This is a genomic window from Kineosporia succinea (assembly GCF_030811555.1).
Taxonomy (GTDB): domain Bacteria; phylum Actinomycetota; class Actinomycetes; order Actinomycetales; family Kineosporiaceae; genus Kineosporia; species Kineosporia succinea.
The window spans coordinates 1908088-1922331 of record NZ_JAUSQZ010000001.1 but is presented as its reverse complement, the minus strand read 5'-3'; the positions used below and the strand labels follow the sequence as shown (position 1 = coordinate 1922331).

Below are 14244 nucleotides of genomic sequence, written 5' to 3'. Positions count from 1 at the left end.
GGGTCCAGCCGGGGGCGGCTTCGCGTGTTTGCGCAGGTTTTACAATTCGGTTATCGAGTCGACCTAATCGTGCCCTCTTCGTCGCCCACATCGTCATCGGCATCGTTGTCGCGCGGTCGCCGCCGAATTCACCGAGGCCATTAGCCGGTCGGCCGGGTTTCTTCAAGGGCTTCGCCGGATCTCGTCGGTCTGACCAATTCGGATCCGTGATTGTTCGGCGAACGAACCGTCCAGCCCTCGGCGCGCTAATTGCGATGAGCGGCTAATTCTTCTCGGCATAGGACGCGATCGGTGCGGCCGCCAGCGGGATACGAACCCCGCGATCCCCGAGAACCAGCGAAGTGGCCTCCGTACCGCTCTCCACGATCGCGGTGACGGCTTCTCCGGCGAGAGCGGCGGGGGCGTGAACGATGACCTCGTCATGCTGGAAGAAGACGAGTTCCGCGCGGCCCCCGGATTGCGGAAGAACGGAAAGACGGCGGCGCAGTCCGGCCACCAGGGCGTTGGCCCAGTCGGCGGCCGAGGCCTGGATGACGAAGTTGCGGGTGAAGCGGCCGCGCGCCCGGGAGCGGGCCAGGGCCTGTTCCATCGGGACGTCCTGCCAGGTGGGTTCCGGCGGGGGACAGGTGCGGCCGAGTACCGAGCGCACCACGCCACCGTTCTCGCCGGTGCGGGCGGCCCGCTCGAGCAGGTCGAGGGCCTGCGGGAAGCGGCGGCGCAGGGCGACCATGGCGGGGGAGTTGGCCCGGGCGCCGTACATGGCGGACAGGAGGCCGATCTTGGCCTCGTCGCGGGCGTCGGGACGGCCCAGAGCCTGCCGGGCGAGGGCGGTGTAGAGGTCGGGGTCGGCGGTGGCGGCGATCATGCCGCGGTCGCCGGAGAGGGCGGCCAGGATGCGGGGCTCGAGTTGGCCCGCGTCGGCCGCCACGAGCACCCAGCCCGGGTCGGCCACCACGCAGGCCCGCATCACCTTGGGGATCTGCAGCGCCCCGCCGCCGTCGGTGGCCCAGCGCCCGGTGACGACGCCGCCGGGGACGTACTCGGCGTGGAACCGGCCCTGGCGCACCCACTCGTCCTGCCACGACCAGCCGTGGGCGACGTGCAGCCGGGAGAGCTCCTTGTACCGCAGCAGCGGCTTGATCGCGGGGTGGTCGATCTCCTTGAGCTCCCCGGCCCGGGTGCTCTTGGCCATCACGCCCTGCCGCTTGAGGGCCTTGAGCACCTCGACCGGGGAGTCCGGGTTCACGGCCAGGCCGGGTCCGGTGCTGTTCGGCACGAGCTCGCGCGAGACCTCCTCGGCCAGCGTCTGCAGCTTGCGCGGACGACCGTGGTGCTGCGGACGCGGGCCGAGCAGATCGGTGAGCACGTCGTCGTGGATGCGGGTGTTCCAGGGCAGCCCGGCCCGCCCCATCTCGACGGCGGCCAGGTGCGCGGCGGACTCGGCGGCCACCAGCAACGGGAACCCGGGGCGAGCCGACCGGACCCGCTCGACGTGGGCCAGCTGCGCGGCGTAGAGCCCGAGCAACCCGGGCAGGTCCTGGGGAGGCTCCGTGCGCGTGTCGGCCTGCTGGACCACCGCGCCGCTGACCGTCGCCTCGCCGATCGTGCCGCTGCCCGTCGCCTCGCCGACCGTCGCCCCGCTGATCGTGCCGCTGCCCGTCGCGCCGCCGACCGCCCCGCTGGTCGTCGCCTCGCCGACCGTGCCGCTGACCGCCCCGCCGCTTCCCAGCGACACGCCGGCGTCTGTCGGCACCCAGCCGCCGCCGACCTCGTCCGGCCCGTCGCCCTCGTCCGAGCCGCTCATCCCGTTCAGGTCACCCGCGTTGTCGGGCCCGGCTGTCTTACCGGAGCTCTCGGCGGCGTCCCGGCCCCGGCCGGAGAAGGTGCCGCCACGCATCCTGGTTCCACCACCCGCCTCCCCCTCACCGAACAACGAGATCTGCGTGCCCCGCCGCGAGGCCGCGGCGGCGGCTGCCGCGGCCTCCCGCCCCGCCGACTGCGGTGGCACGAACGGCTCGCCCTCGTAGGTGTGCAGCAGGTTCTCCACGGCCGACAGGTCATGACACCGCGCCACCCGAACCCCGGCCTCGAGCAACAGCGGATGCACCTCGGCCGTGCGCCACCAGACCCAGCGCGGCCCCGCCGCCCCCGAACTGGCCGCAGCCGAGCTGGCCATCCGCGAACTGGCCGTCCCCGAACCGGCAGCGTGCGAACCGGTCGAGCCCAAACTGGTCGAGCCGGCGCCCGGCGCACCCCCGGACTCCAGCCGGGCGACCTCGGACGCCAGATCGCTCACCCGCGCCGGCGCCCCCACCGCGCGCCCCGACGCGTCGACCGCCTGCAACAGAAAGCCGGCGCCCGCCCGCACCACCAGAACCCGCCCCGCCGCGACCACGTCAGCAGCGGACAGCCCGCCGTTCACCGCACCGCCCGACACGAATCCCATGCTGCCACCGACCACCGACAGTCTTGGCGGCGCGCGGGTCCGGACCCGGTTCAGCGCTCAGGAGAACACTGCACGAACGGCCCTCCGGCACCGCCCGCGAGGTTTGCACTCACCAGGGTCGAGTGCTAATCATTGAACTAGCACTCTTCTAGTGAGAGTGACAGCTTTGCGAGTACGGCCAGGTGGATGAGGGCCGGTGCCGGGCGGGACAGGACCGTCGGGCGTCGTTCCGTCCGTCGCGGGCATCTCCCTGGCCAGCAACCCACCCACGTGGAGGGAACACCACACGATGGCCAAGATCATCGCGTTCGACGAGGAAGCCCGTCGCGGCCTCGAGCGGGGCATGAACCAGCTCGCCGACGCCGTCAAGGTGACCCTTGGGCCGAAGGGCCGCAACGTCGTTCTGGAGAAGAAGTGGGGCGCCCCCACGATCACCAACGACGGTGTGAGCATCGCCAAGGAGATCGAGCTCGAGGACCCCTACGAGAAGATCGGCGCCGAGCTGGTCAAGGAGGTCGCGAAGAAGACGGACGACGTCGCGGGTGACGGCACCACCACCGCCACCGTGCTCGCCCAGGCTCTTGTTCGCGAGGGTCTGCGCAACGTCGCCGCCGGCGCCAACCCGATGGCCCTGAAGAAGGGCATCGAGGCGGCTGTGACGGCCGTCAGCGCCGAGCTCCTCGCGCAGGCCAAGGAGGTCGAGACGAAGGAGCAGATCGCTGCTACCGCGTCCATCTCCGCCGCTGACCCCGCGATCGGCGAGCTCATCGCCGAGGCGATGGACAAGGTCGGCAAGGAAGGCGTCATCACCGTCGAGGAGAGCAACACCTTCGGGCTCGAGCTCGAGCTCACCGAAGGTATGCGCTTCGACAAGGGCTACATCTCCGGTTACTTCGTGACCGACCCGGAGCGTATGGAGGCCGTCCTCGACGACCCGTACATCCTCCTGGTCGAGGGCAAGATCAGCACGGTCAAGGACCTGCTGCCCCTGCTCGAGAAGGTCATCCAGAGCGGCAAGCCGCTCGCGATCATCGCCGAGGACGTCGACGGCGAGGCGCTGTCGACCCTGGTCGTCAACAAGATCAAGGGCACGTTCAAGTCGATCGCCGTCAAGGCGCCCGGCTTCGGCGACCGCCGCAAGGCCATGCTGCAGGACATCGCGATCCTGACCGGTGGCCAGGTCATCTCCGAGACCGTCGGCCTCAAGCTCGAGACCGCCGGCCTGGAGCTCCTGGGCCAGGCCCGCAAGGTCGTCATCACCAAGGACGAGACCACGATCGTCGAGGGTTCCGGTGACGCCGAGCAGATCGCCGGCCGCGTCAGCCAGATCCGCAACGAGATCGAGGCCAGCGACTCCGACTACGACCGCGAGAAGCTGCAGGAGCGCCTGGCCAAGCTGGCCGGCGGTGTTGCGGTCATCAAGGCCGGAGCGGCCACCGAGGTGGAGCTCAAGGAGCGCAAGCACCGCATCGAAGACGCGGTCCGCAACGCCAAGGCTGCCGTCGAAGAGGGCATCGTGGCCGGTGGTGGCGTCGCGCTGCTGCAGGCTTCGGTCGTCGCCTTCGGCAAGCTCGAGCTGACCGGCGACGAGGCCACTGGCGCCAACATCGTCAAGGTCGCCGTCGAGGCCCCGCTCAAGCAGATCGCGATCAACGCCGGTCTCGAGGGTGGCGTCGTGGCGGAGAAGGTGCGCAACCTGCCTTCCGGTCACGGTCTGAACGCGGCCACGGGTGAGTACGTCGACCTGATCGCCAAGGGCATCATCGACCCGGCCAAGGTCACGCGTTCCGCACTGCAGAACGCCGCCTCCATCGCGGCGCTGTTCCTGACCACCGAGGCGGTCATCGCCGACAAGCCGGAGAAGGCGGCGGCTCCGGCCGGCGGCGCTCCGGACATGGGTGGCATGGACTTCTGATCCACCCTGCACGACTGATCCACTCTGCACGACCGGGGGCGGCTCTCCTTTCGAGGAGGGCCGCCCCTCGGGCGTTGCGGCGCCTATGGTGGACGTCGTGGTCGTCGCCGGGATCGTGCTCGCCGCCGGTGCGGGGGTCCGGATGGGCCGGCCCAAGGGGCTGGTCACCGATGCGCGCGGCACCCCCTGGGTGCGTATCGGGGTAGCGGCGCTGGTGGACGCGGGGTGCACGCCGGTCGTGGTCGTCACCGGGGCGCGCAGTGAGGACGTGTCGGTGCTGGTGCCGCCGTCCGCGTCACCGGTGTACGCGGCCGACTGGGCGGAGGGCATCGGGGCCTCGCTCCGGGCCGGCCTGAAAGCCCTTCAGGGGCAGCCCGATTCGCCGGATGCCGCCGTCGTCGCGCTCGTCGACACCCCCGACGTGACCGCCGCGGTGGTGAGCCGGGTCGTGAAGGTGACCGCGACGTCCAAAGGCCCTCTTCCGAAAGCCCTTACGCGAGCCTGCTACGACGGTCGCCCCGGCCACCCGGTGCTGATAGGGCGCGACCACTGGGCGGGCGTGATCGCCGCCGCGAAGGGTGACGCGGGCGCCCGGCACTACCTGCGCGACCGCGACGACGTCGTGCTCGTCGAGTGCGCGGACCTGGCGTCGGGCACCGACCGGGACACCCCCGAGGCGCTCCGTGACCAGGGCGAGGGACCGGAGTAGGCGACCGGCGCGTCCGCAGTTGCGGCTGCCCACCGGCCTCGTGCCCGTAGAAGCGGACCCGTGCGCGAGTCGGGACCAACCCTGCTTACCCTGGTTCGGTGCCGATCGAGACCACACGCGACCACAGCCGCCTCGTCCCGCCCGCCCGGCAGGTGCTGCGCGCCCAGGTGAGCGATCAGGCGCTCGATCTGCAGGCGCACGCGGCCCTGGTCGAGGGCGCCTCGTCGGGTGCCGTGGTCACGTTCGCCGGGGTGGTGCGCAACCACGACGGCGGCCGGCCGGTGACCCTGCTGGAGTACGTCGGGCATCCCACCGCCCAGGCCGTGCTGGAGCGGGTCGTCGCCGAGGTGACGGCGGCCGGTGACGTCGAGGCGGTCGCGGTCTCGCACCGGGTGGGCACACTCGCGATCGGCGACACGGCCCTGGCCGTCGCGGTCGCCGGAGCGCATCGGCAGGAAGCCTTCGAGACCGCCATGCGCCTGGTGGACGAGGTCAAGGCGCAGCTGCCGATCTGGAAGCGCCAGGTGCTGGCCGACGGCACCGATGAGTGGGTCGCCTGCCCCTGAACGGCTGAACCGCTCAGGGGTTACGGCTCGATGCGGTAGACCAGCGAGTCGCCCTCCGGCCGAACACTGACCCCGAGCCCCTCGGTTGGGCGTGAGGCCGCTTCGGCCCAGGGAGTGCCGTCCGACGGCATGAGCACCACCGACTTCACCCCACGTTCGCGCAGGTAGGCCACGCTCGCGGCGTCGGGGAACGTCTCCACGCGCTTGCGCAGCTCGGCCTGGTAGGGCGGGTCGTAACCGCTGCCGCCGTTGGCGATCGTGGGCCAGTCGTCGGCCGACCAGGCCATCACCAGGTAGTCGCCCGCCCGCGTGATCGGCAGCACCAGCACCGGGCCGGGCAGGCTGCTCAGCTTCACCGGGGGCTCGGGCACGCGCGCCGTCGGCACCTGGCCGAAGCCCTCGACCGCGATGAGCGCGGCCAGAACCGCAGGCACCAGGCGCTGTTTCGTCAGCCGGCTGACCAGACCGGCCGCGAGCAGGGCGAGCGCCAGCGAGACCCACAGGATCAGCCGGCCCGAGGTGCGCACGCTGTTCCAGCCCGGCGCGTGGTCGAACAGCAGCAGGAAGGTGAGACGGCCGCCGAACGGGGCGTGGGTGCCCAGGGCGAACAGGGCGGCCAGTACCGCGACGGCGCCCAGGGCGATCCGGCCGGGCACCGACCAGCGGCTGGACACCAGACCCAGGGCGGCCAGGACGAGCAGGACGAAGCCGGGCAGCAGGGTCTGCTCGATCGGCGACTGCATGCCCTCGCGCCAGCCCTCGGCCAGGTCGCCCCACAGCCAGCTCTCGGGCGGCGCGGTGATCAGGCCGACGACGGGCGGGGAGTGGTAGTTCAGCGCCCCCACGGTGCGGACCGCGGTGGGGAAGCTCCGGGTGACCTGCAGCAGGGGCAGCGCCATGGCGATCCCCACCAGGCCGTAGACGGCGCCGCCGATGAGCGTCGGGCGCACCACGGCCCAGTTCGGGCGGCGGCCTCCGCGGGCGAGCCAGAGCACCACGGCCAGGAAGAGCACGAGGGCCAGCGCGTACGAGAACGACAGGCCCACGGCGAAGCCCAGGCTGAGCTGCCAGGCGGCGAGCAGCCAGCCGCCGATGATCCAGCGCGGCCGGGCCTCCCCGCGCTCGCCGGTCAGACGCCAGCCGTAGCCGTGGGCCAGCGCGGCCAGGGCCAGGGTCAGTACCCCGGTGGAGAGAACGTTCAGGTGCCGCTCGTGCCCCAGCCGCCAGGGCACGAAGGTGAAGGCCACGGCGCCGACCAGGGCTCCGGCACGGGCCGCGCCGAGCACCCGGGACAGCCAGTAGACCCCGCCGAAAGCCGCACCGCTGTTGAGGATCAGGAGGATGTTGTAGAGCGCCACCGCCCCGCCGGTACCCGAGACCAGGGCCGCGAACGGCGCGTAGCCCAGCATGGTGTCGGTGTAGGCCAGGCTGTTCTCGGCGCCGAGGAAGGCGTTGGTGGTCCACAGGCCGGCCGGGTCGGTGCGCAGGGCGTGCCCGAGCCACCCCAGCTGCCACACGAAATAGGCCGGGTCCTGCAGGTCCTGGGGGATGCGGGTGGGCAGGTGCAGCACCACCGGCCAGGTCGCGACGATCCCGGCCAGCAGACCGGCGGCGGCGACCAGGGAGATCTCCCGGGACCGGCCGGAGTGGCCCGGCGGCTCGCCCGGCGGGCGGCGCTCAGAGGCCGGTGCGGCCCCGAAGACCCTGAGCACTGCTACCTCCGCTGAGCCGGTTGTCGGGCATTGTCGGGATCCAGAATGCGAAATTGGTATTCCGGGCGGTGCAGTGTAGCGCACGGAAGTGGATATTCAGCGGTCGGGGTGGGGTGCTCACGGCCTATCACGGTGTGATTACGGGAATTCATCGGGTGAGTCCGCCGGTTGTCGCGGAACCGTTCGCCGAACGGGATCCGGTACCTGGATTTACTATTATCAAACGTTGCCTGAGGTGCTAGGGTGGCGCGGTTCGGGCCGGGAAAGTCCGGCTGGTTGTCAGGTCCCTTCGCGTGACGCGGGATGGGAAGCTCGTGTCCAGTGCCATGCGGAGTTCTACCGGTACGCCCTCGTCCGTGCAGGTCACGCGAGCCGAGGCGGTCGTCGGGCGGTTCGGCCCCACCATCGCCCTGACCGTGGCCCTGGCCGTCTTCAGCTGGCGGGTCCGGAGCCCCAGCCCGTGGTGGGACGAGGCCGTCACCCGATATGCCGTCGGCCTTTCGCTGCCCGATCTGGCCGACATGATTTCCCGGGTCGACCTCGTGCACGCGCTTTATTATCTGGCCGGGCACATTCTTTATCTTCTGCTCGGCCGACCCGACGACTCGAATCAGATATATCTGGCCCTGCGCCTGCTCTCGGTTCTCGCCAGCTCGTTCACCGCGCTGATTCTTTTTCGACTCGGCCGGAATCTGGGCGGCCCGGCGGTGGCGGTTCTCGCGGTCGCCTTCTACGTGATCTCGCCCTTCGCGCTGCGGTACGCGCAGGAGGCCCGCTCCTACGCGCTGGTGTCGATGTTCGCCACGCTCGCGGTGCTCCTGCTGGTGCGCTGGACCCGCACCGGCGAGGCCCGGCTGCTGCGGCTCAGCTCGGCGAGCCTCGCCCTGGCCACGCTGCTCAACGAGATCAGCGCCCTGACGGTGCTGCCGCTGGCCGTGGTCTGCCTCCTGGCGCGCCCCAGCGGGTTTCGTCGTTGGCTGCTCTCCGGAGGCGTGGCCCTGGCGGTGGCCTCCCCCCTGGTGCTGTTCAGCCTGGGGCAGTCCGGCCAGGTCAGCTGGCTGTACTCGCCGACGCCCACGATGTACGCCGACTTCTCGCGCTACCTGTGGGGTTCGGCGACCGCGGCCGGGCTGGTCACCGTGATCGCCGCCGGGCTGGTGTGGCGCGGGCGGACGCGGGTGGCGGCCTCGGGTCCGCAGCTCACCATGCTCGTCGGCCTGTCGATGTCGCTGCTGCCCTCGGCCGTGCTCTGGGTCGTCTCCCAGGTCGAGCCGGTGTTCGTCCCGCGCTACCTGGTGTTCGTCCTGCCGGGCGCCTGCCTGGTCGCGGCCGGGCTGGCGGCCTGCCTGCCCCGGGCCGGCGCCGTGATCATGGTGGCGGCGCTGTTCCTCACCGGCTTCTCGCTGCAGGACGCCTATCGTCAGCCGGTCACCGGTCACGGTGAGGACATCCGGGGCGCCGCCGAGGCTCTCGGGGCGCAGGCCCGGGCGGGGGACGCGGTGGTCTTCCTGCCCCGCGACCGGCGCGTGGTCTCGATGGGCTACCCGGAGCGGTTCGACGGGGTCGCCGACGTGGCTCTCGCGGGCCGGTACGACTCGATCTACGGTTCCGAGGTCGGGCCCGACGTGCTGACGCAGCGGCTGGCGGGGCGCTCGCGGGTGTGGGTGGTCTCGGGAAAGCAGCGCCTGGGCGACACCCTGACCGCCACCGACGAGAAGAAGCAGGAAATCCTCGGCCGCGGTTATGCGCCGGTCTCGGTCTTCAACACCCGCACCTATTCGGCGGTTCTCTACGTCAGCGACGAGGAGATCGCCGCGCAGGGGCTGACCGCACTGGGCGACGAGAAGCTCGATCAGTGCCCCTACTGTCCCTGAGACCGGGGCTCAGCCACCCGCGAACGGTGGCAGCACGTCCACCGTCGCGCCCGTCGGGACCACCCGCGAGCGGTCGCCCGCGACCTCGTCGATGAGGAACGACGACGCCTCGAGCACCCGGGTCAGGGCGGCCCCGTGCCGCTCGGCCAGCTGCGCCGTGAGCTGGGTGAGGGGGGTCGGCCCGGTGACGGGCAGGGTCTCGGACTCGATGCCGGAGGCCGCGCGGGCCCCGGCGAAGTAGCGGACCGTGATGGTGGTGCTCATGGCGGGTGCCTCAGCCTCCGATCGCGCTCATCGGCCGGTCGGGCTGGATGAACGAGGTGTCGTTGATGCCGTGCCCGGCGGCCTTGCCCCACATCGCCGCCCGCCAGAGATCGGCGATCTTCGCGTCGTCGGCCCCCGAGCGCAGCAGGGCTCTCAGGTCGGTCTCGTCGCGGGCGAACAGACAGTTGCGGATCTGGCCGTCGGCGGTGAGCCGGGTGCGGTCGCAGTCGCCGCAGAACGGGCGGGTCACCGAGGCGATGATGCCGACGGTGCCCTCGTGGTCGCCGTGCCGGACGCGCCAGGTCTGCGCCGGGGAGGCGCCGCGGGCCCGCGGATCGGTCGGCACCAGGTCGAACTCGGTGGCCAGGGCCTTCTGGATGTCGTCGGCGGTGACCATCGAGCCGCGCTCCCAGGCGCCCTGCGCGTCGAGGGGCATCTGCTCGATGAACCGCAGCTCGTAGCCGTGACTCACCGCCCAGCGCACGAGCGGCACGGCCTCGTCGTCGTTCACCCCCGGCAGCAGCACCGTGTTGATCTTGATCGGCCCGAGCCCGGCGGCGGCCGCCGCCTCCAGGCCGGCCAGCACGTCGGCATGCCGGTCGCGGCGGGTGATCTCGTGGAACCGCTCGGGGTCGAGCGTGTCGAGGGAGACGTTGATACGGGCGAGGCCGGCGCTCTTGAGCCGGGCGGCGCGCTTGTCCAGCCCGACGCCGTTGGTGGTGAGCGCGGTGACCGGGGCCCGGCCCGCAGCGGTCTTCAGCTGCGCCGTGGCCTCGATGATGCGCTCCAGCCCCCGGCGCAGCAGGGGCTCACCGCCGGTGAAGCGGACCTCGTCGACGCCGAGGTCGTCGACGGCCAGGGTGATGAGCCGGATCAGCTCGTCGTCGGTGAGGACCTGCTCGGTGGGCATCCAGTCCAGGCCCTCGGGCGGCATGCAGTAACCGCAGCGCAGTGAGCACTTGTCGGTCAGGCTCACCCGCAGATCGGTGGCGACACGGCCGTAGGTGTCGATGAGGCGCGGATCGCCGGGCCGCCCCGCGAGTGCGGGGGAGTGCCCGTCCTGCCGCGTCCTCGGGAGTCCGAGCATCACCGTTGCCACCTCGACAGCCTAAACAACGTTCGGTGTCTGCGACGTTCGGGCCGTTTCTGAGGGCCGGGGGCGTGAAGGTGACCGTAATTGAGGACGTCGTGGTCGGCTCGGGCGGTGTTCTCCCGGTGAGCGTCGGGCCGGGCGGTGGCCGGCCGGGGAACCCGGACGGGTCGGCAACCGGGCGCCGACCGGTTCGACCGGGTGAGTCGCGAGGGCGTCGGAGCAGTGGATGTGCCGGTTTCGGGCGGTTTCCCGAGGCCTTGCGTCAGTGTGACGTGTTCAATGCCCGGTTCGTGTTCGCGGCATTGTCCGCCCTTGTCACTCGGCTGGCGGACCGCGAAAACCCGCTCTGACGTGCTGTGATGACAGATATGGCAACAAGCGCCACTGATGGTGAAGCTTGGTCGGGCGAGTAACGCGGAGTTCCGCTGCGGTATCGCTGAACTTGACCAGGTGCTAACCTGAAGGTGAACAAAAGATGAACGAGAGGTGGCTAGACGACCATGAAGCGAATCCACGGTCTTGAAACAGTCTCTGCCGCGTCGTCTACGGAATCGACTTCCGCGGCGACCGGCTCGTCGCTGCACGAAGGTCACCCGGAGTGGACGGCCAAGGGGCTGAGCCCCGTGGCCCACTGGGTGAAGCTGCCGGACGGCAAGGGCGGCCGTCGGCTGTCCATGGTGTGGGAGGTCCCGAACCCCCTGCCCTCCGCCGCGCACTGACCGCGTACACCTGATCCGGCGGGGTGATCGCCGTCGGGCGATCGCCGGGATCGGTCGAGAGGTCCCGTCCTGACTGATTCCGGTGTGTCCGCGCGATCCCCGTCGTCCGCCGCCGCGTGCGGCCCTCCTGGTGAGGGCTGTGCGCGGCGGCGGCATTTTGGCGTCCAGCCGTGGTGGTGACTCACACGACGGCGGGGTTTTCCACAGGCTCGGGGTGTGTGGACGACGCGGAAAGTGTTCTGGGGGAACGTGTCATGGTCGTGGTGGGCCGCTCGTCGGCGGCTTCGGCATCAGGGCGACAGAACGGGGAGGCAGGCATGCCCAGGTTCGAGGTTGACAGTGTCCAGGTGGTGCAGGCGAGCGGCGCGGTGCAGGCGTCGGCGCAGCAGATCGGCACCGAGGTCGACCGCATGATGCGGCATCTCGTGCAGTTGCAGGGCAGCTGGACGGGGGTGGCGGCGTCGCAGTTCCAGACGGTGGTGAACGACTGGCGGGGCACCCAGGAGCGGGTGCGGGTGGCGCTGGAGCAGATCCAGGCGGCACTGGCCCAGGCCGGGCGGCAGTACCAGGAGGTGGAAGACGCGGCGGTGCGCATGTTTACGGCCTGAGGCCCGCGCCGGGCGCCGGGAGTGGCAAAAGCGCAGGGCCTCCGGTGATCCATCGGATCTCCGGAGGCCCAGCGGGAAAAGGCTGCTCGGATCAGCCCTTTCGCGGAGAGGGCCGTGGGGGGCCGGCCCTCGTGACCGTCCGCCCCTGGTGGGGGACGGGGACGGACGGTGGTGCGGTGTCGGTCAGTTCGAGCTGTCGGGGCGGGCGGTCAGGGTGACCTTCACGTCCTGGCTCTTACCATCTCTGACGATCGTGACGGTCACTTCAGTTCCCGGCGAGCGCTCGCGGATCTGGGCCATGAGCGATTCGGCGCCGTTCACGTACTCGCCGTCGACGGCCACCACGGTGTCGCCCTGCTTGATTCCGGCGTCCTCGGCGGGCGAGTCGGCGACCACCGACTGCACCCCGGCGCCGTCACGGTTGGCGTCGTCCACCTTCACCGTGGTGTCGCTGAGGGTGATGCCGAGCCACGGGTGCTGGGCGGTGCCGTTCTTGATGAGCTGGTTGGTGATGTCCTTGACCTGGTCGACCGGGATCGCGAAACCGAGGCCGATGCTGCCCGACTGGCTGCTGCTCTCCTGGCCGAAACCGCTGCTCTGGCTGAGGGTCGCGATCGACGAGTTGATGCCGATGAGCTTGCCGGTGGCGTCGACGAGGGCGCCGCCGCTGTTGCCGGGGTTCACCGCCGCGTCGATCTGGATCGCGTTGGTGACCACGGCCTCGCTGCTGCCCGTCGACGACTGGCTGCTCTCCGACGAAGAGGTGGTGACCGGGCGGTCGACGGCGCTCACGATGCCGGTGGTGACGGTGCCGGCCAGGCCGAGCGGGTTACCGACGGCCATGACCGAGTCGCCCACGCTGACCCCGTCGGTGTCGCCGAGGGTGATCGGCTTCAGGTCGGACGGCGGGTCTTCCAGCTGGATCACGGCCAGGTCGGTGGCCGAGTCGGTGCCGACGACCTTGGCGGTGTACTTGCGGCCGTCGTTGAGGACCACCTGGATGGTGGTGGCGTCGGCGACCACGTGGTTGTTGGTGACGATGCGGCCTTCGGTGTCGAGGATGACGCCGGAACCCTCACCCTCGGACTGCTGGCTGGTCACCTGCACCGAGACCACGCTGGGCTCGACCGCGGAGGCCACGGCCTTCCAGTCCGGGTTCTCCGAGGTGCTGCCGGTGACCGGGGCCTGCGCCGACTCCTCGTTGCTCTGTGACGAGGAGGTGAGCGAGGTGCTGGCCGGGCTCGCGTCGTCCTGGGTGGCGATGACCACGCCGGCGGTGAGCAGGCTGGCGATCAGGGCCGCGCCGAGACCGGTCGCGATCACCCCTCGCCAGCCGGGCTGCCCGAACTCCCGTCGCTTGCGGCCGTTCGGCGGCAGGGGCGGCTGGCCGCCCTGCCCCAGACCACCCGGCAGACCGGGGCCGGGCTGGCCGTAGTGGCCGGGCTGGTTCGACGTGCCGGTCTGCCCCCAGCCGGTCTGGGCGCCGGTCTGGGTTCCGGTCTGGTCGGGCGTGGTGGTCGTCGCGGTGCTCGGGTACGCGGTGAGCGTCTGCGTGCCGCCGGTGGTGTTCTGCATGGTGTTCTGGCCTCCGCTGGTCCAGCCCGTCTGCTGGTTCTGACCCTCCTGGGGCCGCGAGTACGGGCTCTGCCACTGGTTCTGCTGGTGCTGCTGGCCGTGCGGGGCGCCCTGCGGCTGCTGCCCGTAGGCCTGCGGGTTCTGCTGGTACTGCTGGTGCTGGGTGCCGTACTGGTGCTGGGTGCCGTACTGGTGCTGGCTGTCGTACGCCGGCTGGGGCTGCGTCGGCTGCCCGCCCTGAGGCTGTGCGCCCTGGGGCTGCCCGCCCTGAGGCTGTGCGCCCGGGTGGGTCTGCCCGTACGGAGCCGGTTGCGGGGACCAGGCCGGTTGCGGGGCCGTCTGGGCGTACCCGGTGGCCGGCGCCGCGGCGGTCGACGACCGCTCGTCGGCCTCGGTGCCGCCGGTGGGCGAACCGCCGGTGGGTGAACCGCCGGTGGGCGAACCGCTGGTGTCGGCCTCGCTGGCCGGGGCAGAGGCCTGCGCAGCCGGACCGGGCTGGTCGCCCTGGTTGTTGGCGGACGAGTCGTCCCCCGGGCGACGGGCCCAGGAGTAGGGGTTCTCGTCGTGGTTGTTCGTGGTCTGCGTCATTGTTCTCACCCTCGTGGCCAGCTTGCTGACGTGAACAAGTTGACCGTGCGCCCCTCGGCGTTCGCTGCACCGCGTCTGTGAGAAGCCTGAGAACGTGAACGGGTCGTGGTCTCACGGCAAAAAGCGTGATGCCCCGGTCCGGAGACCGGGGCATCACGCGATTGAACGCAAGCGT

General features: G+C 71.0%; 10 protein-coding genes. 5 read left to right on the top strand and 5 right to left on the bottom strand.

The features are described 5' to 3' along the window. Positions 1-262: 262 nt before the first annotated feature. Positions 263-2446, bottom strand: coding sequence for a bifunctional 3'-5' exonuclease/DNA polymerase (locus J2S57_RS08470; RefSeq protein WP_307240243.1), 2184 nt, complete (start codon positions 2444-2446; stop codon positions 263-265). Positions 2447-2735: 289 nt separating this feature from the next. Here J2S57_RS08470 and groL point away from each other — a divergent pair, with 289 nt between their 5' ends. The 3 genes from groL (at position 2736) to J2S57_RS08455 (ending at position 5636) form a co-directional block, all read left to right on the top strand. Then, positions 2736-4361, top strand: coding sequence for a chaperonin GroEL (groL, locus tag J2S57_RS08465; protein ID WP_307240240.1), 1626 nt, complete (start codon positions 2736-2738; stop codon positions 4359-4361). A 97-nt stretch (positions 4362-4458) separates the two neighbouring features. Beyond that, entirely contained in the window at positions 4459-5070 is a 612-nt protein-coding gene (locus J2S57_RS08460; protein WP_307240238.1) for a nucleotidyltransferase family protein, read from the top strand. A gap of 104 nt (positions 5071-5174) precedes the next feature. Continuing rightward, entirely contained in the window at positions 5175-5636 is a 462-nt protein-coding gene (locus J2S57_RS08455; RefSeq protein ID WP_370882599.1) for a molybdenum cofactor biosynthesis protein MoaE, read from the top strand. A gap of 20 nt (positions 5637-5656) precedes the next feature. Here J2S57_RS08455 and J2S57_RS08450 read toward each other — a convergent pair whose 3' ends face one another. Next, complete coding sequence (locus J2S57_RS08450; RefSeq protein ID WP_307240234.1) at positions 5657-7348, bottom strand: hypothetical protein; 1692 nt, start codon at positions 7346-7348, stop codon at positions 5657-5659. A 356-nt stretch (positions 7349-7704) separates the two neighbouring features. On the opposite strand from J2S57_RS08450, the gene J2S57_RS08445 reads away from it, so the two are divergent. Further along, positions 7705-9222: a glycosyltransferase family 39 protein gene (locus J2S57_RS08445; RefSeq protein WP_307240232.1), complete on the top strand. Its 1518-nt coding sequence runs from the start codon at positions 7705-7707 to the stop codon at positions 9220-9222. Between the two features lie 9 nt (positions 9223-9231). On the opposite strand, the gene J2S57_RS08440 is transcribed toward J2S57_RS08445, so the two are convergent. Continuing rightward, positions 9232-9486 (bottom strand): MoaD/ThiS family protein, encoded by a 255-nt coding sequence (locus tag J2S57_RS08440; protein WP_307240230.1) that lies wholly within the window; start codon positions 9484-9486, stop codon positions 9232-9234. 10 nt (positions 9487-9496) lie between these two features. Next, positions 9497-10585: a GTP 3',8-cyclase MoaA gene (gene moaA / locus J2S57_RS08435; protein WP_307240227.1), complete on the bottom strand. Its 1089-nt coding sequence runs from the start codon at positions 10583-10585 to the stop codon at positions 9497-9499. Positions 10586-11615: 1030 nt separating this feature from the next. On the opposite strand from moaA, the gene J2S57_RS08430 reads away from it, so the two are divergent. Then, positions 11616-11906, top strand: coding sequence for a WXG100 family type VII secretion target (locus tag J2S57_RS08430; protein ID WP_307240225.1), 291 nt, complete (start codon positions 11616-11618; stop codon positions 11904-11906). A gap of 183 nt (positions 11907-12089) precedes the next feature. Here the strand turns inward: J2S57_RS08430 and J2S57_RS08425 are convergent, their stop codons facing one another. After that, entirely contained in the window at positions 12090-14069 is a 1980-nt protein-coding gene (locus J2S57_RS08425) for a S1C family serine protease (RefSeq protein WP_307240223.1), read from the bottom strand. Between the last annotated feature and the right edge of the window lie 175 nt (positions 14070-14244).

What these genes read in the sequence shown, in the direction of transcription:
- J2S57_RS08440 (WP_307240230.1), bottom strand. Translation starts at nt 9,486, where the DNA reads ATGAGCACCACCATCACGGTCCGCTACTTCGCCGGGGCCCGCGCGGCC.
- groL (WP_307240240.1), top strand. Translation starts at nt 2,736, where the DNA reads ATGGCCAAGATCATCGCGTTCGACGAGGAAGCCCGTCGCGGCCTCGAG.
- J2S57_RS08425 (WP_307240223.1), bottom strand. Translation starts at nt 14,069, where the DNA reads ATGACGCAGACCACGAACAACCACGACGAGAACCCCTACTCCTGGGCC.
- J2S57_RS08430 (WP_307240225.1), top strand. Translation starts at nt 11,616, where the DNA reads ATGCCCAGGTTCGAGGTTGACAGTGTCCAGGTGGTGCAGGCGAGCGGC.
- J2S57_RS08470 (WP_307240243.1), bottom strand. Translation starts at nt 2,446, where the DNA reads ATGGGATTCGTGTCGGGCGGTGCGGTGAACGGCGGGCTGTCCGCTGCT.